This window comes from Streptomyces sp. NPDC091282 (genome assembly GCF_044757385.1).
Taxonomy (GTDB): domain Bacteria; phylum Actinomycetota; class Actinomycetes; order Streptomycetales; family Streptomycetaceae; genus Streptomyces; species Streptomyces gramineus.
Genome location: NZ_JBIVUX010000013.1, coordinates 31,466 through 52,409, shown reverse-complemented (window position 1 = coordinate 52,409; position 20,944 = coordinate 31,466). Strand labels below are relative to the sequence as shown.

18 protein-coding genes are annotated in these 20,944 nt (G+C 68.8%); 13 read left to right on the top strand and 5 right to left on the bottom strand.

Features of this window, described 5'->3' with window-relative positions; genetic code table 11:
• The first annotated feature begins 148 nt into the window (after positions 1-148).
• The 8 genes from ACIQOE_RS38875 (at position 149) to ACIQOE_RS38840 (ending at position 8,084) form a co-directional block, all read left to right on the top strand.
• Positions 149-889 carry a DUF1684 domain-containing protein gene (locus ACIQOE_RS38875; protein ID WP_365573238.1) on the top strand — a complete coding sequence of 247 codons (741 nt, stop codon included), beginning with the start codon at positions 149-151 and terminating at the stop codon, positions 887-889.
• Positions 890-938: 49 nt separating this feature from the next.
• The gene (locus ACIQOE_RS38870; protein WP_401416773.1) at positions 939-2,453 is read left to right on the top strand and encodes an ABC transporter substrate-binding protein; all 1,515 of its coding nucleotides are present in this window, start codon (positions 939-941) and stop codon (positions 2,451-2,453) included.
• Positions 2,453-3,418 carry an ABC transporter permease gene (locus ACIQOE_RS38865; protein WP_401416772.1) on the top strand — a complete coding sequence of 322 codons (966 nt, stop codon included), beginning with the start codon at positions 2,453-2,455 and terminating at the stop codon, positions 3,416-3,418. Before ACIQOE_RS38870 ends, ACIQOE_RS38865 begins: the two co-directional genes overlap by 1 nt.
• Positions 3,415-4,284: an ABC transporter permease gene (locus ACIQOE_RS38860; protein WP_401416771.1), complete on the top strand. Its 870-nt coding sequence runs from the start codon at positions 3,415-3,417 to the stop codon at positions 4,282-4,284. Before ACIQOE_RS38865 ends, ACIQOE_RS38860 begins: the two co-directional genes overlap by 4 nt.
• Entirely contained in the window at positions 4,281-5,081 is an 801-nt protein-coding gene (locus ACIQOE_RS38855) for an ATP-binding cassette domain-containing protein (RefSeq protein WP_401416770.1), read from the top strand. Before ACIQOE_RS38860 ends, ACIQOE_RS38855 begins: the two co-directional genes overlap by 4 nt.
• Entirely contained in the window at positions 5,078-5,842 is a 765-nt protein-coding gene (locus ACIQOE_RS38850; RefSeq protein ID WP_365555696.1) for an ABC transporter ATP-binding protein, read from the top strand. The genes ACIQOE_RS38855 and ACIQOE_RS38850 overlap by 4 nt, the downstream gene beginning before the upstream one ends.
• Before the next feature lie 152 nt (positions 5,843-5,994).
• Entirely contained in the window at positions 5,995-7,260 is a 1,266-nt protein-coding gene (locus ACIQOE_RS38845; protein WP_401416769.1) for a glycosyltransferase family 4 protein, read from the top strand.
• Positions 7,257-8,084 carry a transferase gene (locus ACIQOE_RS38840; RefSeq protein ID WP_401416768.1) on the top strand — a complete coding sequence of 276 codons (828 nt, stop codon included), beginning with the start codon at positions 7,257-7,259 and terminating at the stop codon, positions 8,082-8,084. Before ACIQOE_RS38845 ends, ACIQOE_RS38840 begins: the two co-directional genes overlap by 4 nt.
• A gap of 21 nt (positions 8,085-8,105) precedes the next feature.
• Here the strand turns inward: ACIQOE_RS38840 and ACIQOE_RS38835 are convergent, their stop codons facing one another.
• Complete coding sequence (locus ACIQOE_RS38835; protein WP_401416767.1) at positions 8,106-9,620, bottom strand: multicopper oxidase family protein; 1,515 nt, start codon at positions 9,618-9,620, stop codon at positions 8,106-8,108.
• A gap of 802 nt (positions 9,621-10,422) precedes the next feature.
• On the opposite strand from ACIQOE_RS38835, the gene ACIQOE_RS38830 reads away from it, so the two are divergent.
• Positions 10,423-10,995: a GNAT family N-acetyltransferase gene (locus tag ACIQOE_RS38830; protein ID WP_401416766.1), complete on the top strand. Its 573-nt coding sequence runs from the start codon at positions 10,423-10,425 to the stop codon at positions 10,993-10,995.
• A gap of 217 nt (positions 10,996-11,212) precedes the next feature.
• Here the strand turns inward: ACIQOE_RS38830 and ACIQOE_RS38825 are convergent, their stop codons facing one another.
• Entirely contained in the window at positions 11,213-13,231 is a 2,019-nt protein-coding gene (locus ACIQOE_RS38825; RefSeq protein ID WP_401416765.1) for an RICIN domain-containing protein, read from the bottom strand.
• 815 nt (positions 13,232-14,046) lie between these two features.
• Here ACIQOE_RS38825 and ACIQOE_RS38820 point away from each other — a divergent pair.
• Positions 14,047-14,724 (top strand): formylglycine-generating enzyme family protein, encoded by a 678-nt coding sequence (locus tag ACIQOE_RS38820; protein WP_401416764.1) that lies wholly within the window; start codon positions 14,047-14,049, stop codon positions 14,722-14,724.
• A 125-nt stretch (positions 14,725-14,849) separates the two neighbouring features.
• Here the strand turns inward: ACIQOE_RS38820 and ACIQOE_RS38815 are convergent, their stop codons facing one another.
• A complete protein-coding gene (locus ACIQOE_RS38815) occupies positions 14,850-15,896 on the bottom strand; it encodes a copper resistance D family protein (RefSeq protein WP_401416763.1) in 1,047 nt (348 codons plus the stop codon).
• 250 nt (positions 15,897-16,146) lie between these two features.
• On the opposite strand from ACIQOE_RS38815, the gene ACIQOE_RS38810 reads away from it, so the two are divergent.
• Entirely contained in the window at positions 16,147-16,284 is a 138-nt protein-coding gene (locus ACIQOE_RS38810; protein WP_401416762.1) for a hypothetical protein, read from the top strand.
• Between the two features lie 731 nt (positions 16,285-17,015).
• On the opposite strand, the gene ACIQOE_RS38805 is transcribed toward ACIQOE_RS38810, so the two are convergent.
• A complete protein-coding gene (locus ACIQOE_RS38805; protein WP_401416761.1) occupies positions 17,016-17,171 on the bottom strand; it encodes a hypothetical protein in 156 nt (51 codons plus the stop codon).
• Positions 17,172-18,396: 1,225 nt separating this feature from the next.
• Positions 18,397-18,585, bottom strand: a complete 189-nt coding sequence (locus ACIQOE_RS38800; protein ID WP_401416760.1) for a hypothetical protein — start codon at positions 18,583-18,585, stop codon at positions 18,397-18,399.
• A 258-nt stretch (positions 18,586-18,843) separates the two neighbouring features.
• Between ACIQOE_RS38800 and ACIQOE_RS38795 the strand changes: the two genes are divergently transcribed.
• Entirely contained in the window at positions 18,844-19,164 is a 321-nt protein-coding gene (locus ACIQOE_RS38795) for a hypothetical protein (RefSeq protein WP_401416759.1), read from the top strand.
• A gap of 1,403 nt (positions 19,165-20,567) precedes the next feature.
• Positions 20,568-20,711, top strand: a complete 144-nt coding sequence (locus ACIQOE_RS38790; protein ID WP_401416757.1) for a hypothetical protein — start codon at positions 20,568-20,570, stop codon at positions 20,709-20,711.
• Positions 20,712-20,944: the final 233 nt, after the last annotated feature.

Here is a 20,944-nt window from a genome sequence, read left to right as displayed (position 1 = left end):
GTGTCCGTGGCGCGACCAGCCGTGACCTGGTCCATCACCCGTCTCAATGGTCGAGACGGGTGTTTGACATTAGGCGATCTTATGGCGGATAAAGTACTTGCTTTGGCCACGTTGTGACTTTCCGTGGCGGTCCAGCCCTGCTAGCCGAATGAGTACCGACGTGTCCGTCTCCTCCGCCTCCCCGGCCCCCGTCGACCCGCGACAGGAGTGGGACGCCTGGTGTGCCGGGCGCCGTCGTGCGCTCACCTCGCCGACCGGCAACCTCGCCCTCGTCGAGACCCGGTGGCTCCCGGCGGGGGAGGAGGCCGACGCCGACGCCGCCCGCGCCGGGCAGCCCGACACCGTGACGGTCACCACGCTGAGCCGCACCGACCTCGTCACCGGCGAGCCCGAGCACGGCCTGCGCTTCTGGGACGCCGACGCGCCCGCCATCCGCCACTTCGAGGGCGTGGACACCTTCCCGTACGACCCCGCCTGGGTCCTGGAGGCCGCCTTCACCCCGGTCCCGGGCGCCCGCCGGATCGCCTTCGAACACATCCGGGACAACGGCGGCAGTCGCGACCTCGTCGTCCCCGGCGACATCACGCTCACCGTCGACGGCCGCGAGTACACCCTCAGCGCCTTCGACGACGACGGCACCCTCCTGCTCGTCTTCGGCGACCCGACCAACGGGGACACCACCTACGGCGCCGGCCGCTTCCTGTTCGTCGAGCGCACCGCCGACGACAGCCGGGTGGTCCTCGACTTCAACCGGGCCTTCGTGCCGCCCTGCGGCTTCTCCGATCAGTACAACTGTCCGATGCCGCCGCGGCAGAACCGCTTCCACCTGCCCGTCGAGGCCGGCGAGAAGCACCCCGTCTTCCGCGACGGCTTCGCCGCACAGCACTGATCGCCCGACGCCCCCTCCCCGTACCGCAGCACGAAAGCGCACGCACGCCATGAGACTGAACAAGCCCGCCCTGTACGCCGCCGCGACCACCGCATCCCTCGCGCTCGTCCTCACCGCCTGCGGTGGTTCCGCGACCAGCGCCTCCGGCGGCACCTGGGACAAGAACGCCACCGTCAACATCGGCTCCCTGTACGAGCCGCAGAACCTCGACAACACCGCGGGCGGCGGCCAGGGCGTCACCGAGGCGCTCAACGGCAACGTCTACGAAGGGCTCTTCCGTCTCACCGACGACGGCAAGGTCGACAAGCTCCTCGCGAAGGACTACAAGGCCAGCGCCGACGGCCTCACCTACACCTTCACCCTGCGCGACGGCGTGAAGTTCCACAGCGGCAAGGAACTCACCAGCGCCGACGTCAAGTACAGCCTGGAGAAGGTCCTCGCCGACGACTCGCAGTCCGCCCGCAAGAGCAACCTCGAAGTCGTCAAGGACATCGCCACCCCCGACGCGCACACCGTCAAGGTCACGCTGTCCCAGCGGTCGATCTCCTTCGTCTACAACCTCTCCTACGTCTGGATCATCAACTCCCAGGCGAAGAACCTCAAGACCGGCGAGGACGGCACCGGCCCGTACACGCTGGACAAGTGGACGCGCGGCTCCGCCCTGAGCCTGAACCCCTTCGGCGGCTACTGGGGCGACGCGGCCGCCAACAAGCAGGTCGTCTTCCACTACTTCAAGGACGCCACCGCCCTCAACAACGCCCTGCTGACCAACGCCGTCGACGTGGTCACCAGCGAACAGTCCCCGGACGCCTTGGACCAGTTCAAGAGCAACCAGAACTACAAGGTCAACGACGGCAACTCCACCACCAAGCTGCTCCTCGCCTTCAACGACAAGGCCAAGCCCTTCACGGACGTCAAGGTGCGGCAGGCCGTCTCCGCCGCCATCGACGACAAGAAGCTCCTGGAGTCGGTCTGGGGCGGCTACGGCAAGCTCATCGGCTCCATGGTGCCGCCCACCGACCCCTGGTACGAGGACCTCACCAAGGTCAACGCCTACGACGTCACCAAGGCCAAGCAGCTGCTCGCCGAGGCCGGCTACGCCAAGGGCTTCTCCTTCACCCTGGACACCCCCAACTACGACCCGCACCCCACGGCCGCGACCTTCATCAAGGCGCAGCTCGCCAAGGTCGGCATCGACGTCAAGATCAACACGATCACGCCCGACGAGTGGTACACCAAGGTCTACAAGAACCACGACTTCACGGCGACGCTCCAGGAGCACGTCAACGACCGCGACCTGGTCTGGTACGGCAACCCCGACTTCTACTGGGGCTACGACAACAAGCAGGTCACGAAGTGGGTCGCGCAGGCCGAGGAGGCCACCACGACCGCGCAGCAGACCGACCTGCTGAAGAAGGTCAACCGCCAGACCGCCGAGGACGCGGCCAGCGACTGGCTCTACCTGTACCCGCAGATCGTGGTCGCGAGCACCAAGCTCTCCGGCTACCCGCTCAACGGCCTGAACTCCCAGTTCTACGCCTTCGACATCAAGAAGAAGGACTGATGGGGCGCTACCTCCTCAGACGCCTCGCCTTCCTGGTGGTGTCGCTGGCGATGGCGAGCGTGGTGCTCTTCGTCCTGCTCCGCCTGCTGCCCGGCGACCCGGCCAACGCGCTCACCTCGGTGGGCGCCGGCCCGGAGCAGATCGCGGCGGCCCGCCACTCGATCGGCTCCGACCGGCCGCTGCCCGAGCAGTTCACCCACTGGCTCGGGCAGTTGGCCGGCGGCGACCTCGGCACCTCCTTCGTCAGCTCGCTGCCGGTCGGCCCCGAGGTGACCGCCCGCCTGAACGTCACCGTCCCCCTGACGCTGGCCGCGTTCGTGCTGGCCGTCCTCGTCGCCGTACCCGTCGGCTTCGTCGCCGCCCACAAGCGGCACACCTGGTACGGCGCCCTGCTCAGCGGAGTCTCCCAACTGGGCATGGCGGTACCGGTGTTCTGGCTCGGCATGATCCTCATCGCGGTGTTCGCACTGAACGCGGGCTGGCTGCCCTCCGGCGGCTTCCCGCAGGACGGCTGGGCCGCGCCCGCCGACGCCGTCCGCTCCCTGGTCCTGCCGGTCGTGACCATCGCCCTGGTGATGAGCGCCTCCCTGATCCGCTACGTCCGCTCGGCCACCCTCGACGTCCTCGGCAGCGACCACCTGCGCACCGCCCGCGCCCTCGGCGCGTCCTTCCCCACCGCCATGTGGCGGCACGGCCTGCGCAACGCCTCCGTACCGGTGATCTCCGTGCTCGGCATCGAACTCGCCTCCACCCTGCTCGGCGCCGTCGTCGTGGAGTCCGTGTACGCCCTGCCCGGCCTCGGCTCGCTGCTCGCCACCGGCATCGCCCAGCACGACTACCCGGTGATCCAGGGCGTCCTGTTCGTCTCCACTCTCGCCGTCCTGCTGATCGGGTTCGTCGCCGACCTCGTGCAGCGGATCATCGACCCGCGGCTGCGCGGCCGGCTGTCGGGAGGCGCCCGATGACCACGACCGACGTCCTGGACCAGGCCCCGGCCGCCGCACCCGCCCGCGGCCGCCGCCGCTCGGTGACCCTGCTCGCCGGCTGCACCCTCACCGGCCTGATCGCGCTGCTCGCGCTCGTCTCGCTGGTCTGGCTGCCCTACGCCACCGACGACACCTCCGGCGGCCGGCTCGCCGGTCCCGGCGACGGACACCTGCTCGGCACCGACAAGCTGGGCCGGGACCTGTTCACCCAGCTGATGACGGGCTCGCGGATCGCCGTCGAGGCCGGTCTCGGCTCGGTGCTGATCGCCGCGCTGATCGGCGTCACCCTCGGGGTGCTCGCCGCGTTCGCGCAAGGATGGCTCGACGACACCCTCGCCGCCTTCCTCGACATCCTGATCGCCTTCCCGACCCTGCTGCTGGCGATGCTCGTCGTCGCCGCCCGCTCGGCCACCCTCGGCTCCGCCGTCCTGGCCATCGGCCTGGCCCAGAGCTCCGTCGTCGCCCGGCTGGTGCGGATCCTGGTCAAGCGGGTCCTCGCGCAGGACTACGTCACCGCCGCCCGTACCTCGGGCACCTCCTGGCCCCGCACCGTCGCCGGGCACGTGCTGCCCAACATCTGGCCCACCCTCGTGGTCAACCTCGCCCTCCAGTTCGGCCTCGCCGTGCTGGCCGAGGCCGGCCTGTCCTACCTCGGTCTCGGCGCGCCGCCGCCCAACGCCTCCTGGGGCCGCATGCTCCAGGAGGCCCAGGCCACCTTCACCACCGCCCCGGCGGGCGCGCTGGCCCCCGGCGTCCTGCTGGTCCTGCTGGTCGTCGGCGTCAACCTGATCGCCGACGGACTGCGCGACACCCTCGACCCGGCGACCCGACAGAGGCGGTCATGACCCTCCTCGACGTAGACGGCCTGACCGTGCACACCGCCGACGGCCGCACCCTGGTCGACGACCTCTCCTTCCGGATCGACGCGGGCGAACGGCTCGGCCTGATCGGCGAGTCCGGCTCCGGCAAGTCCCTGACCACGCTCGCCCTGCTGGGCCTGCTGCCCGACGGGATGCGTGCCGAGGGGAGCGTGACACTGGCCGGCACGCAGGTCGTCGGCGCCACCGAGAAGCAGCTCACGGCCGTCCGCGGACGCCGGGCGGCCGTGGTCTTCCAGGAACCGCTGACCGCCCTCGATCCGCTGATGCGGGTGGGCCGGCAGATCGCCGAGCCGCTCGCCCGCCGCACCGGCCTCAAGGGCAGGCAGCTGCAGGCCGCCGTGGGGGAGGCCCTGGACCGGGTCCGGCTGCCCGAACCCGGCCGGATCGCCCGCGCCTTCCCGCACGAGATCTCCGGCGGCCAGCGCCAGCGCGTCGCGCTCGCCATGGCCCTCGCCTGCGAGCCCGACCTGCTCATCGCCGACGAACCCACCACCGCCCTCGACGTGTCCGTGCAGGCCGAGGTGCTCGACCTGCTCGACACCCTGGTGCGCGAACGCGGGATGGCCGTGCTGTTCGTCAGCCACGACCTCGCCGTCGTCGCGAAGATCGCCGACCGCGCCCTCGTCCTCAAGGACGGCCGGGCCGTCGAGGAGGGGCCGGTCCTCGACGTGATCGGCACGCCGACCGCCGAGTACACCAGGACGCTCGTCGCCGGAGCCCGCAAGCTGGAGGCCGCCCTGGACCTGAGGAGCGCCCGATGACCCCCGTACTCGAACTCGACGACGTGGCCGTCCGCTACCGGGGCGCCGCCGCCGACGTCGTCCAGGGCGTGTCCCTCGCCGTCGAACCGGGACAGTCGCTCGCGCTGGTCGGCGAGTCCGGCGCCGGCAAGACCACCCTGCTCCGTCTCCTGCTCGGCCTCGCCCGCCCCACCCGCGGCACCGTCCGCTTCGACGGCGACCCCCTCGCCCCGCGCGACCGCCGGCAGCTGCGCCGCTTCCGGCGGGGCGTGCAGTGCGTCTTCCAGGACCCGTACTCCTCCCTGGACCCGCGCCGCCGCGTGGCCGCCATCGTCGCCGAACCGCTGCGCTCCCTCGGCCTGGACAGCCGTACGACCGCCGCGCCGAAGGTGGCCGCCGCCCTGGAGCGGGTAGGGCTGCCCGCCGACGCGGCCGACCGCTACCCGCACGAGTTCTCGGGCGGCCAGCGGCAGCGCATCGCCATCGCCCGCGCCATCGTCTGCGACCCACGCGTGCTGCTCGCCGACGAACCGGTCAGTGCGCTCGACCTCACGACCCGCGTGAAGGTCGTCGACCTGCTCGCCGAACTGAAGCAGGAGCGCGACCTCACCCTGGTCATGGTCAGCCACGACCTGTCGGTGGTCGCCTCCCTGTGCGAGCGCACCGCGGTGCTGGAACGCGGCCGCTTGGTCGAACAGGGCCCCACCGACCGGGTGCTGGGCGCCCCGGAGCACCCGTACACCCGCCGGCTGATCGACAGCGTGCCCCGCCTGCCCGCCTGAGTCAGGCGGCCGGGATCGAGTAAATCCCGGCGAACGTCGGACAGTTCGCCGGGAGAGAGGCCCGCTGTCTCGTCTGGCCGGCACGTGGCCTGCACGGCAACGGACCGGTAACGGCAGGCAACGAAGCGGACTCCGGTGTGGTCTACTCCGCCATGAAGGTCTCATTCCTGCTCCACAACGCCTATGGGATCGGCGGCACGATCACCACCACCTTCAACCTGGCCCAGGCGCTCGCCGACCGGCACGAGGTGGAGATCGTCTCCGTACTGCGACACCGCGAACGCCCGACCTTCGCCCTGGACCCACGCGTATCGTTAAGGCCCCTGGTGGACTTGAGACATGAGAAGGAACATCCACTGCGTCTCAAACCGGCGCGGGTGTTCCCCGCCGCCGAGTACCGCTACCGGCAGTACAGCGAACTGACCGACCTGCGGATCGGCGAGTGGCTGGCACAGACCGCCGCCGAGGTCGTCATCGGCACCCGGCCGGGACTCAACGTGCACCTCGCGCGCCAGGCGCCGGAGCACATCGTCCGCATCGGGCAGGAGCACCTCACCCTCGACAGCCACTCGCCCCGGCTGCGCACCACGCTGCGCCGGGCCTACCGCAGGCTCGACGCATTGACCACGGTCACCGAGGCGGACGCCGCCTCCTACCGACGCAAGATGCGCCTGCCCGGCGTCCGGGTGAAGGCGCTCCCGAACAGCGTCCCCGACCCGGTGCTGCCCGAGGCGGACGGCACCGCGAAGCTGATCGTCGCCGCCGGCCGACTGGTCCCGGTGAAGCGCTACGACCTCCTCGTCGAGGCGTTCGCCCCGGTCGCCGCCGCCCACCCGGACTGGCGGCTGCGGATCTACGGCAGGGGCCAGGAACAGGCCCGGTTGCGGCAGCTCATCGAGGACCTCGGCCTGAGCGACCACGCCTTCTTGATGGGAGCGGCCGCGCCCATGGAGGCGGAGTGGGTCAAGGGTTCGATCGGTGCGACCGCGGCCGACTTCGAACCGTTCGGCATGACCATCGTGGAGGCGATGCGCTGCGGTCTGCCGGTCGTCAGCACCGACTGCCCGTACGGACCCGGCGAGATCATCGAGGACGGCGCCGACGGCCTGCTCGTCCCCGTCGGAGACCGCGAGGCGCTGACCGCCGCCCTGCTGGAACTCGTACAGGACGACGAGCGACGCCGGCACATGGGCCGCAGAGCACTGCAGAACGCCCGACGGTTCGGCCCCGTACCGGTCGTGGAGCAGGCCGAGTGCCTGATCGACGAGGCGGTGGCCGCGCGCGGGTCCGGGCGACGGGTGGCGGCGGAACCCGGACGGCTGCAACGCGCCCTGGTCAGCGAGGGCTTCGCCGTACGTGACGTGACGAGAGCCGTGGCGTCCCGCGCGTTGCACACGGTACGGAGGGGAAGGCGATGACCACCGGACACGGCACGACGACCGTCGCCGACCTCCGAACCGACTGCACGGCCGACGCGGACGGCCGCCTCACCTTCGTGCTGCGGGCACCGTCGGCCACGGGCCGTCTGCTGCTACGACTCCGCCCGAAGAAAGGGCAACCCGAGAAGATCCTCCATGCCCTGGACCTGAAACCGACGGCGGACGGCCGATCGTGCGCCGTCCTGGAGCCGGATCCAGCGCTCGCCGAGGGCCGGTGGGACGTCTACCTGATCCCCGAACCCGGCGCGCCACGGCAACGACTGGGCCCCGGATTCCGAGACCTTCGCACCCTCCTCGACGGCCACCTGCGCGAGCGGCCGTCACCGGTGGCCGTACGTGTCCCGTACGTCACCAGGGACGGCCATCTGGCGGTCCGGACGTGGCTGCGCACCGCCCACGCGGAGGTCGAGGCCGTCCATGTCACGGACCGCTCGATGACCGTCAGGGCACGGCTGCACGGCGCCACCCTCGGCGCGGCTCCGGCCGTGCGGCTGCGCGTGCGGGGCGGCGGCGGCACCGAGCGGACCGTCGTGCCGGCGACAGAGAAGGACGGCCGTGGGTTCTCCTTCACCGTGGACTACGGGGAGTTGGCCGGTGACACCGGTGCCGCCAACCGTGTCTGGGACCTGTCCGTCACGATCGGCGGCAAGACCTCGGTCCGGATCGGCCGCCTCCTCGACGATGTCGCGGAGCGTAAGGACATCTTCGTTCTCCCCACGGCCGCGATCGGCGGCGCGGTCGTTCGGCCCTACTACACGGTCGACAACGATCTCTCCATCCTCACGGAAAGGACCCGACCGTAAGCCCTCACAGTGAGGGCGTTGCTATTCGGCTGCCGGTGCGGGGTCTTGGACGTAGGCGACGGTCTGCATCATGCCGAGGTCCTCATGGTGGAGCTGGTGGCAGTGGGCGAGGGCGCGGCCGGTGAAGTCCTCGTACGCGACGAGGAAGGTGGCGGCGGACTGGCCGGGTGTTCCGCCGGTCAGTCCGATGGTGTCGTGCCAGACGGGCGGGTCGAGTCGCCGGCCGTTCTTGTGGGTGAGGAGAAACTGGTTGGTGTGCAGGTGGAAGGGGTGGTTGAACGTCGGCATGGTCTCGTCGCTGCGGACGGTCCATCGTTCGACGGTGCCCAGGCGCAGGGTGTGATTGGTGTAGCCGGGGTCGAACAGACCGTAGGCCGGGTCGTGGGCGAGGTCGCCGTTCGGGTCTGCCGGCGGGGTCGCCTGGGTACCGAGCATCCGGAAGGCGTTGGGGAACGCTCCTGTGAAGGCGCCGGGGTCGGCGTGGAAGACAACTTCCCGGTCCGCCACAGGATGTGAGATGTCCCGCTCGTCGAGGAAGGGTCTGCCCGGTGGGAGTGAGGCCGGCAGTGTCATCGGCGGGTCGAGCGCCTCACCCGTCACCCGGACCGTCATGAGAGGCCCGGGCACTCCCGTCGCGCGCAGTGTGTAGGAGCCGGGCTCGCCGCCTCGTACGAGGATGTCGGCGCGGTTGCCCATGGCGAGTTCGACCTCTGTCAGGGTGACCGGCTTGGCGAAGGCGACGCCGTCCTGGGCGATCTGGTGCACAGGCAGGTGGCCGTGGTCGTGGATGATCGTGAGCTGGAGGGCGGTGAAGGCGGTTGCGGCGACGACTCTCCACCGCTGGACCTCTCCGGGGCGCAGCGTGATCGTCGGGTTGACCGTGCCGTTGACGGTGAACACGGAAGGGATGTCGGTCATCCAACTGCCCGAGGTGAAGGCGGGGACCTTGCCGTCCTGGAGTTTGAGTTCGTTGATGCAGACGATGATGTCGGCGGCCGCCTTGATCTCGGGCACCTCGTCGATGTCGCCCTCGACGACGATGACCCCGGCCATTCCTCCGGCGATCTGTTCGGCCGTGGATCCGTGCAGGTGAGGGTGGTACCAGTAGGTGCCGGCGGGATGCCCGACCGGAACGTCGATGACCGTCAGGTACCGCGGCTCCGCGGCGCCGGCAGCGACCTGGGCCGCGGTCCGCGGTGCGAACTCGCGCAGGACGTTGTCGGCGTGCCCGGACGGAGAGACGTGCATGCCGTGGGTGTGCAGGTTGAAGCTGTTGGCGTGGTGCGGCCTGTTGTGACCCCCGCTGTGGGGCGAGTTGGGCGGCAGACCGTTGATCTGCGTCAACCGCAGCACGTCCCCGCCGCGCACCCGCAGGGTCGGTCCCGGAATCGTCCCGTTGTAGGTGCGCGTGGTGAGGGGGCCGTACCCGGGGACGGTGACGGTGGTGAATCGAACGTCGAGGATCTGGTCGAGCACCGACGAGAGCCGACCGGGCACCGACCGCGAGGCGACCACGACCGGCTGTGGGAACGACACGGACGGCGCCGTGGGCTGTCTGGCGGGAAGGCCACCTGTGAGCGTTGAGAGGCCCGCAGGAATGGCCTTGAGCACCGACCGACGGCTGATCCCACTGCTTTCTCGCACAAAGCGCAACCTATCGGTACATACTGGATCTCCCTGCGAGGCTCCAGCAGGGAATGAAGACCGCGATGACCTTCGCCGGGGTCGTGACGGCCGACGTCGCCAGCAGGACGGACAGCTCATCGACATGAGCGACAAGGCAACCGCCAAGGGAATGCCGAGCCGGCCAGTCGCGTTACAGGCAGTGTGGTGGTGAAGGGGACAGTGTCCCCGGGCCTCACCAATTGCCCATGAGGACGATCGTTCGGCTGAAGCCTCATGGAGCCTTTCGCCGCGTAGGCGACCGTCTTTCACCACTACACGCTGTCGATGGCCCGCTCCGTGACAGGGGGCGGGCCATCCGCATACGTTCCGGGACCAGCGCGTGCCGGGCTGATCGAGTGCCGCCTGGCGGCGCCGGTCAGCCGCAACACGGCCAGCTGGCGGACCCGGTCGGAGGTCGCCGTGACCATCCCGCGCGCCCCGCGTCGAGCTTGTACGGAGCAAAGGCGGCCGTGGACCAGGGGGGCCCACGAGATCGGAGGGTGCACCCCTGGCTGCACGGCGAACGAATGGTCCTCCACCACGGCACGCGGCTGGGTGAGTTCTCGAGCGGGCCAAGGCGGCAGTTCTGCGCCAGGTCACCGTGCCACGCAGCGCCCGACAGTCCGGGTAAATGGATGGTCGGGGGCGATCGTTGGGCGACAGGATGCTCCACATGACACTGCTCACCCCCGAGCTGCACACCGCCCGCCTGCGACTGCGGCCGTTCACCGATACCGATGCGGCTCCGCTCTACGCACTGCACAGCAACGCCCAGGTGCTGCGGTACTGGGACTCGCCGCCCTGGACCGAACCGGTCCGTGCCCAGCGCTTCATTGCGATCTGCCGGACGATCGAGGAGGAAGGCACGGGAGCGCGGCTGGCCGTCGACCGCGTCTCTGACGGTGCGTTCATCGGCTGGTGTGGCCTGACCCGGTGGAACCCGGACTTCCGCAGTGCGTCCCTGGGTTACGTCTTTGAAGCCGCCGCGTGGGGCCACGGCTATGCCACGGAGACCGCACACGCCGTCCTGGGCTGGGCGTTCGACACCCTGGACGTCAACCGCGTCCAGGCCGAGACCGACACGCGCAACTTGGCGTCGGCCCGGGTCCTGGAGAAGCTCGGCTTCGTCCGCGAAGGCACACTCCGCGAGGACTGCATCGTCAACGGCGACGTTTCCGACTCCTGGGTCTTCGGCCTCCTCCGCCGAGAGTGGCACCCGACAGGCACGCCGACGGTCGGCCGATAAGACCAGATTCCCGCTGTCAGCACCGCTGGAGCTTGGAGCGGCAACATCGTCTCAGGCCTTGGTCGACTCCCGGGGGAGTAGGTGAGCTCCTGGTAGGTGAACGCGGCGCTGGAGCGTGCCGCCGCACCCTGCCCGACCGGCGGTCCCCTTTCCGGGCGGCGCTGCCCCGCGTCCCGCGGCACCGCGGGTGCCGAACGCCGGGCAGCGCCGATCCGGCCTACTGAGCGGTGAGCGTGAAGGACTGGGCGGCACCGCCGGAGCAGCTCCACTGCTGGAGCCGGGCGCCGTCGGCGGTGGAGACGTCGGTGACGTCCAGGCACTGGGCGGGATTGCTGCGTGGCGTCAGGGTGTACGTGCCGCCTGCCCCAGGCACCGGCTTCCACTGCTGGTTGGTACCGCCACCGTAGGCCCAGAGCTGGATCTTCGCTCCGTTGCCGGCGCCCGTCCCGCCGGTGACGTCCCAGACGGCGTTGGTCGCGTTGCGGCTGACGACCTTGTAGTAGCCGCTGTCGGTGGCCTGGAACTGCCACTGCTGGTTGGTGCTGCCGGGCACGCAGGTCCACTGCTGTACGGCGGCGCCGTTGGCGGTCGAACCAGCCGTGTCGTCGACGCACTTGCCGCTGTTGGTGTTGGTGACCGTGTACCACTTCGCGGGGTCGATGGGCCCCGTGCTGCCTGCGCCGACGTCGGGCCAGATGTACGTCGCCACCGTCTTGGCGGGCAGCGTGCTGCTGATCTGCTGGCCGTTGGCGCGCAGCGTGACGGGCTGGTTGGAGGCCGTCTGGTTGACCACGACGGTCACCAGGCTGCCGTCCGGATTGAGGAAGGCGACGTTGGTGACACTGCCGCTGGTCCCGTTGTTCGTCTGGACCCGGGTGGCGCCCCGTGCGATGAACTTCGAGAACTGGCCGACGATGTAGTACTCGGGCAGTGCCCAGTACGTGTCCGGGTTGCTCGGCGACTGGATGAACATGGTCGGGTCGGGTGCCCCGGACCACTGCTCAGGGCTGCGGTTCTGGTCGAGCATGGTGACCCAGTCCTGGTACATGATCGACTGGTTGCGGAAGTACTGGACGATCCGGTCCGCGCCGGCGGTGCCCCACACGGCACGCTCGGTCATGGCCACGTCCTTGGTCGGGTAGCTCGACTTGACCTGGCCCATGGAGGTCGGATCCCCGCCGTAGTCGTGGAAGGCGATGCCGTCGACCGAGTTGAACGCGCTGCTGGGCGAGCCGGGACTGCCGAGGACCCCGGCGGTGTAGGTCGGGCCGTCGCCGAAGTTGTGGTCGAAGGCCCAGATCTTGGTCGCCGACGCTCCGTTGCTGTTCAGCTCGGTGCGCAACGCGGTGGCGATCCTGCGTTCCTGATCGGCGGTGAGCGTCATGCCCGGGTAGTCCGGTGGGGAGAACAGCGGTTCGTTCTGCATCGTGACGGCGTACAGCGGCAGGCCCTGTCCCGCGTAGGCGGTGACGGCCTTGCGCAGGTAGGTCGCGAGTACGGGGATGTTCCCGTCGGGAAGCGTGCCGCCGATCAGGCTGCTGTTGTTCTTCATCCAGGCCGGCGGGCTCCACACGCTGCCGAACAACAGCAGGTTGGGGTTGATCGCCTTCGCTTCCTTGAGGACCGAGATGATGTTGTAGTCGATGTCCTTCTGGATGGAGAACCGCGACAGGCTCGGGTCGGCCGCGCCGTCGTCGTAGGTGTAGAACTGCCGCGAGGTGAAGTCGCTCGAACCCAGCGGGATCCGGGCGATGTTGAACCCGGCGCCGTTGACCGGGTCGACGAGCTTGCGCAGCGCCGCGGTACGCGCGGACGCGCTCATCCGGGACAGGTTGTAGATCGTGGACTCCTCCAGTGAGGAGCCGACGCCGAGGACGGACTGGTAACGGGTGCCCGTGTCGGCGGTGATGGTGGCCGTGCCCGAGGCGGAGACCGCGGTGAGGTCGGACTGCCGCGACAACTGGTACCGGGTCGAGGCCAGCCCCGTCGCCGGGTTGGTGAACCAGTTCGCGTTGGCCGGCCCGAATCCCGACGCGGTCGACTCCGAGCTGAAGTACACCTGAACGGGAGCGCCGGCCGCCTGGGCCGACGGCGCGTTCACTGCGGTCAGAGCGACGGGTGCGAGCAGCGCGCCGACCGCCGTCGCGGTCAGGGCGAGCGTGGCCCGACGGCCGCGCACCACGGGACCGGAGGTCCGGGAGCGCGGTCGCCACCAGTGGGGGTGTCTCAGAGGCACGGGAACTCCTGATCGGGTGGGGGATGTCGCCTGCCGCTCGGTGTGAGCCGGTGAGGCCCGCTCGTCCGACGCCGGGCGGGGGTGCGGGTGCTGGATCGGGCGGGTCGTTCCGACGGCGGGTGGCTGATGCGACTGTGGTGGACGATCAGTGCGGTGAAACAAGGGGTTCACAACTTTTTACAAGTCGTGAACTTAGAGGCGGCGTAGAAGTACCGTCAACCCGCTTGCCTCAACGGCGCCTTCCCCCCAGTGCTTCACCAACGATCCCACCCGGCCTGGCCGGTGCTGGAGATCCAGTCCTCGTTGCTGCGATGGTGGTCCAGCCTCACGGCCTCGAACTCGTCCTCGCCCAGGCCCCTTCGGGCGCCCAGCCGCTGCAGGGCCTGGGAGATGGGGCTGACCGCCCGAGAGAACCACTTCTCGATCGCCTTATCCAGCGGACTCAGCGCCAGTGCACCGTCAGCCCAGACAGCGGCTCGTCAATCGCCGACTCCACCGAAGTACTCGGCCTCCACATAGGCGATCGGACCCGCGGCAGACCACTGAGCCTGCCGAGTGTCGAAGCCGCCCGGCAGCCGCCACCTGGAGCCTCATCCTGCCTGACACATCACGCACGAACCCGCGAGCCTCCCCACTCCGGCGTCCAGCAGGTCACCAATCGCTCACGCTCCCCTCCTGGTCGCCGTCTTCCTCCGTGACGCCCGACTGCTAGCGTCCGCACCATGTGGGCGCAAGAGATCGTGGCAGGCCGGCCGGCTTGGCGGCACACGCCGTCCGGGGTTGTATTTCGAGCCGTACCCGGTGGGACGTTCCGGATGGGCTTGTCCGACGCGGAACTGGACGCCGTTCGCGCCATCGAGCGGGCCGGCGGTGCTAATGACGACCTCGAACCGTTCTTCGCCGGTGCCGACCAGGCCCGGCCGGTGCGGGACGTGCGGCTCGAACCGTTCCTGATCGCCCGGCATCCGCTCACCGTGGCGCAAGTACGGCACTGGCTGCCCGAGTACGAGGACAGCTTCGCCCCCTCGGATACGAGCACGGCCCGCCTTGAGGATGAATTGGACGACCTGCTGCGCATGTTGCCGTTCCGGCTGCCCAGCGAGGCGGAATGGGAGTACGCGGCCCGGGCCGGTACGACCACCCTGAACTTCCGCGGGGACGACAGGCCGGACGAGGACCAGATTCTCGACGACTTCGCCGACGAGCAAGGCACCTCCGCGGCCGAGAACGCCTTCGGGCTGGCGGCGATGGGGTCGGCCAATGAAATCTGCGCCGACGTATGGATCCCGCACTTCAAGGACGCGCCGGTGGACGCACGCCCCCGCACCGGGGACGGACCGCGGGTCGTGCGCGGAGGGGCCAGCGACCTCTCCCCGTGGCAGGGCTGCGGCGAATGGCTGCTGCTGCTCTCCGCCACCCGCTACGCGTCCCATGACTTCACCGCAGTCCGCCCAGTGGCACCCGTACCAACCAGTCAGGGACAGCCGAGGTAGACAAGAGCTGCGCCTTGAGAACTCCGGAACGGCGACAGGCCCCCAGCCGACGCGAGCACCGCGGACAGGGGCCTGTGGGCACGGGCCTAATTCTTCCCTTCCGGGATCTCGGTCCTCCGGGGAATTCAGGCTTCGACGAGACCCCCTCTGGTGGGCTCGTGTTCGGAAGCAGCAGCGGTGCGTCGCCTGGCCAGCACTCCCGAGTACCAGTATCCGCCGATCATCAAGGCGATGAGGACGAGTGTCTCGGTGCTTCCCAGCACCCAGGTGGAGGTGCTGACGGCCTTGTCGGCGAGCCTCGGCAGATCTTCCGGAGAGATCACGGTCGCGGAGTGCTTCGCCGTTTCGGCCTGGAACGCCTGGTTGCGCGCCGAGCCGTGCAGGAAGGGCGCGACGAAGAGGAGCGCCATGCCCAGGAGGGTCTCGACGGTGACCACCGCGGGGAACTGGCGTAGCAGGATGGTGCGCAGCGGGCGTTCGTCACCGCCGGCCCGCAGTGCGTCGATCCTCGGGTGCAGCCAGAACTGGTTGAAGACGCCGAGCAGGAGCAGGGTTCCGAAGATGAGGATCTTCACGCCCAGGACACGACCGTACATGGTGGTGAACAGCTGTGAGGGGCCGTCGACGTGCTCCCAGTACAGGAACAGCCCGGACAGGGTGATGGCGGTGACGCAGCCCATGGCGGCGGCTGAGAAGCGGCGAATGGTGGTGGACCAGAAGGCCGCGCGCTCGGCGGGCGGTACGGCACCGGGAAGGGCCAGCAGGGCCAGTCCCGCCAATCCGCCCAACCAGACGGCTCCGCCGAACAGATGAAGCATCCACGTGGCTGTCTCGAAGACGGTGCGACCCCAGTCGTCGGGTGCCGCGTCCGGGAATTTGGTGGTGCCCAGGGCGATCAGTCCCGTGCCCAGGCCTGCCGTGAGCAGACTCGTGCGCACTCGGCCAACTGCCGCCGCACGGAGGGCGAGTGGGGCGGTGAGTGCCGCGCTGACGAGCAGCATCGTCACCTCCAGCCCGGACAGTCGGCCCGCGTTGGTGCCGTCGTAGAGCAGGTTCCATGCGTCCCGGTAGTGAAATCCGCCGGCCTCTCCGGAGTGAGCGAGGTCGGTAAGCACCGCGACGACCGCCAGTAGGGCCAGGACGACGGCTGTGCGGGCGAGACGGGTCGTCACCGCGCTAAGGGTGTCGGCACCGATTCGACGTGCAGCTGGTCCTGCGGCTGTCAGGGCCAGCGCCGTCACCCCGACCGTTCCCATCAGGGTCACCCACGCCGCCCACGCCACGGCGCTGTCCTCGAACGGGCCGAGCGGGGTCGACGGTGCCGGCGCCGCAAACAGCAGCGAACCGGACGACGGATTCGGCAGGGGCATGACTGGCCACCTCTTGAGAGCGGGGGGATGACAAGAGCGACTTAGGTTAGGCATGCCTTACTTGAAGCGTCAACTGGTTGGGTCGTACGAGTCCGACACGTCGGTGGGGTCGGTGGACTGCGACGAGTTCGCGATGGCCTCGACGCACGAGTCCCGCGGTTTCCCCCACAGCGTGAACCTGGTGACGTAGGGGAGTAAGTGTGCACAGTTGGGCATACTCGCAGACGCCCGTACGGCCACGAACGGGCCGGCCAGTACGGAGCGGTGTGGACGTGCGGCCCTTCCAAGCGTGCTGAAACGGAGGGCATTCACCGGCTTTCCCACTCCCTCGTAGCGCATGCTGGATCGTGACGGCTTCTTCGTGACCCTTCCTGGCTTCGAGCACTGCACGTCGATCGCGACCACCTGCACAGGGAGCAAGATCAGCTGACGTACCCGCGCCCCGACATATGAGGCATGAGAAAGAGGGGGCATACGAACCGGCCCTCTCTCACACCGGAGGTCAACTGGTCAGCGGTTGCCACCGTTCTTCGTACGCCGGGTCCAATCCGCTGCCCCACACCAGCCTCCGCCCACCAGACCGGGTGATCCTGACCGCCGCCGCACGCTGCCGCGAGGATTCCTGACCTGCTCCCATCGGGGCCACCCGACCGGAACGATCGAACGCGAGCCGACGCCGATCACGCCCTGGCCACGGAGCTGCCCCCCCGGGCCCGGGACGCTGGCTTCATTGCTGCATGATTCACGGGTGACGAGATCTACGGCAGCGACCTCCACCTGAGCGCCGAAGTGGAGTGCCGTCAGATCGGCTGGGCGGTTTCGTTTGGATCAATGCGGGGGTGAGTGACGGTGGCGGGTCCCGCCGACCAGCCTGGGGCGATGCGATCTGGAATTGGCGGCACCGAGAATCGCCTGCGTCATCTACTCAATGAGTGGGATCCGATCGGCGTCGCCGACGATGTACAGGACGAGTACGACTGCATGCTCGTCCCCCTTCTTCGCCAGCTCCGGGATGGCGCCGGCCAGACGGAGATCGGTGAGTTCCTGCGGCACGAGCTGGAGGACCACTTCGGACATCCGGGCCCGGACCCGAGGCCCTCGGTGACCCGACCGGCCGCTCGTCCGTGACGGGCAGCGGGGCCAGGGCGTCCCGGACCGGCGGGGTGATCGTCGCACCGGGCGTCCGGTGCAGGGAGGTTGCGCGGCTGCGGGTAATGCCGTGTGGCGTGGGCGGTGATGAGGCTGAGCAGGGCGAGGTGCGCGAACAGCGTTGTGATCAGGACGGGTCGGGTGGGGCAAGGCGCACGGCCGGCGCTCTCGACGTGCTGCGTGGGTTCGTGGAGGCGTCCTTTCACAGGCGAGGATCTGTCGGGTGGCGGCAAGGTTGGGGTCCACTGGTCATTCCCGAGCACCGCACTGGCATCGTCGGGTCGGTTTGTCATTTCGACGAGGTTCGAAACGATGGTTTCTATTTCCAGGAGGTCTCTAACCTGCACGCATCCGCTGTCGGAGCATCATGTGTGTGGAAGGGTGTCATGGGTCTTAACAGAAAGCTCGGCCTCGGAGTCGCATCGAGTCTCCTGGCCGCAGGGGCGACGCTGGGCATTCCGCAGGTCTCCGAAGCCGCGCCCGCGACCATCTCCTGCGCCTACGGGCACGTCTGTGGCGTGGACTGGAACGGTCTTCGGTTCGACTTCTACAAGTGCGGAGTAAACGAGCCCATCGGACTCTCCGGGCCCGGAGAGTTCTACAACCATCAGACCCCCGGAACCGCGGTGAAATGGTTGCGGGCCAATGGACAGCCCTGGGGCGTCGCCAGCTCGGGATCTTCGGGATACATTGACTGGACTGACATCTGGTTCGTGAGAGCCTGTTGATCCAGCTCGCTGACGGGCCCTCAGGCGAGGCCTCCTCAACCCGTGACGGTCACTAGCGCATGTTGAGCGCATGCAGGTCAGTGCGACGTTCCGGGCTCAACGTGCCGGCCCTGCGGCAGCTGTCGACCACGAAGGCGCCCAGCTTCACCACCACCGCTTAGCCGTTGATGCCGTATGCGCCCATTCACACGGTGATCGTCTCGATGTGTGTGGGGGGCCCAGAGATGGCTTCGCATGCGTGGTAGTGGAGGGAGGCGGCGGCGAGGTCGGCATCCCACCGCGTGTTCCGCGATGGGCCGGTACCGGACCATGTCGGGCGTCTCCAACTGCCCCACGTGCGGGCCGCGAAGGTACGGGCTGCGTAATGCCGGGGCTGCTGGTCGGCGACTCAGGCCTCCAACGGATGCCCGCCTGCTCCGGCGGTGTCAGTGACTCAGGAGGCTGGCCGCCGAGAGCCAGAGCGGCGTGCGGTTGAGGTGGTCGGGGTAGAGACGCACCATTTCCTCGAAGAAGGCGGCCGGTTCGTGCTTGGACTCTAGTAGGCGGATGGCATTCTGCAGATAGCCGCGGGTCTCGCCGATGGTCGCGGGCTCGTCGGGCAGTGCGCGGGCCATCCCGCCGAGGTCGCATCGGCCCGCGGCGGCCGCGCGGTGCCCGGTGCACCGGCGGGCCGGTGCGGCGGGGTATATCCGCTGCCAGACCTCGACTGGCGTCGGATCTGGGCCGCCCCCGGCTTTGGTACAGCGGTATCGCGATCGGGGGCAGCTCGTCTACGAGACCGCTCGCCGCGCGGAGATGAGCCGTCCGGAGTACGGACGCACTCCTCGCCGTGATTTGGGGTAGGCGGTGTGGCACCCGACGGAAGGATCCTCATGACCACTTACGTGATCACCGTGCCCGGCACCTTCACCGCAGGCGTTGACGACGCGGCACGGCAGCGGCTTGGGCGGGCGCTGCGGCCCGCAGATCCGCACGGCACCAAATTGGGCAGCGCCGAGGACCTGGACGTGCTCGCCGTCAACGACGACAACACCTTCGCCCTCAGGCTCACCGTGGAGGCGGACACCAGCGCCGACGCGGAACGCGAGGCGCGGCGGCTCGCGGACACCGCGCTGCGGGACGCCGGGCTCGACACGGAGGGAGTGCCACTCGGCCCCGCAGTGATCACCGGCATCGACTCCGAGATCGCCTGACCTGCTGCGGACTGGCCAGACCGCCGCGCGCCCTTGGAAACCTGGGCCGGTGCAGGCACGGCGAGCCGTAGGGGCTGCGCGGTACGGCCAGGAGCAGGAACCCGGTGCCGGGGGCCCTGAGGCTCGGGACGGGGATGGCCCCGTAGGAGATCCGCAGGACGGTGTCGCGGGACCGGCCTGTGTTGAGGTCTCTCGGGCTGTTGTCTGTAGGTGGGCTTCATCCGACTGCCGGTGCGCGCCCGCCCGTGGGCGTGCCGGCCGTAAGCCTGACCTGCAAAAGGGCTTCCCTGGTGGCCGCCGACCCGGACTGCTCGTAGGACTTCGCCTCGGCGACGCGGACGAGACTGTCGTGCGCTGTGGAGGTGAGAGCCGCCGCAGGGTGTCCGTCGGACTCATAGTGAATCCGTAAGCGTCCTACGGGTCGGACAGCAGGTGCCCCGACCGCGGACACTCGCCGGCCTCCTCGTAGGTGCAGTCGGCCAGGAGGACTTTCATCCGGGCACCTGTTTCCGGACCAGCATGCTGTTGCGAGCGTGCGAGCTGTCTGATAAGGGCTCCTTTCGGGAGCGGTTGATTGGTGTCGAGGTCGACCTTGTGCTGACCGAGGGCTCGGCGTCCGTGGGGCTGCGGGAAATGGCCCGTCGGACGGGGGTGTCGCACGGGGCGCGCCGCGTCGGTACTTCCCCACGAAGACTCCGAGTCGGTGCAGTCCTGGACAGCTCCGATACACCGGAGTTCCTCGTCATGATCAAGCCCAGCGATCAGTGACAACGCTTGTGATCAATACAGCTGGGGCGCTCTGGCGGTATCGAGGGGCAACCCGGGAATCGATTATCAGAGTCCGTCGACCAACCGGTTGAGGGACTGGCAGGCGAGGTCACAGTCGACCGTTTCGGGTCGTCGCTGAACATCTCCGCAGGACGGGAAGCGCGGCGTTCGCATCGGGGATCGACCCCAGCAAGACGCGTTCCGGTGACGTCCGTGAAGAACTGGGGTGGACCTTGGCGCGAGTTGCGCCAGAAAATGGGTTGTCCGGGAAATCAAAACTTCTCAGACCCTTCGGGCCGTTCCGCTGAACCCGCTTTTTTCGAGTTCTGAGGAGAATTCCGAAGGGCTGCGTCAGTAAAAAGTACGGGGAGGGAAAATGTTCGACATACTGATCATTATTTGGCCGGACTGGTGACACCGGTCAGCCTACTTCGATAGTTGGGGCCGGGGTCCATTGATGCAAGTGCGGTTTCTATCGCCATGCCCAACGGGCCTCGGTGCCCGATTCCTTGAAGGGGGTCGACGCCTAACCCTGGAGCTCGCGGGATGGCCGGAATTCTCGGTTCCCCGCCCACCGGCGGGCGTCAGTCCCTTGCACGGCGGGAGGGCTGCCGCTGCGGGATTAGTGGGCCACTGTGAAAGAGCTCACTCAGGGCCTTCTTCGCCATCTCCCGGACGCGGTCACTGGCGGTCAGGGCGGCGACCTGCCCGACATCGAGCGAACCGCACTGCATCAGGACATCATCAACCGCTACACCTGCCACGAGCCCATCCCCTGACTGGCTTTGTCCCCGGAAACGGGCTCCGACGGCTTGGCAACCGCAATAGGAAGCGGGTCTTCTCTCATACCGGCCCGCCGGAGAGACAGGTCCACCCGCCGCCCGTGGGGCAGTCGTGCCAGCCGCGATGCTACTACGAAGCCCCGCAATCGTGCCTCCCTTCGATGTCGTTCCGTCTGCTGCGGTCTTGGGATCGCGACCAAGCCGTGGGCACGCCCTCGTGCTTCCAAGTC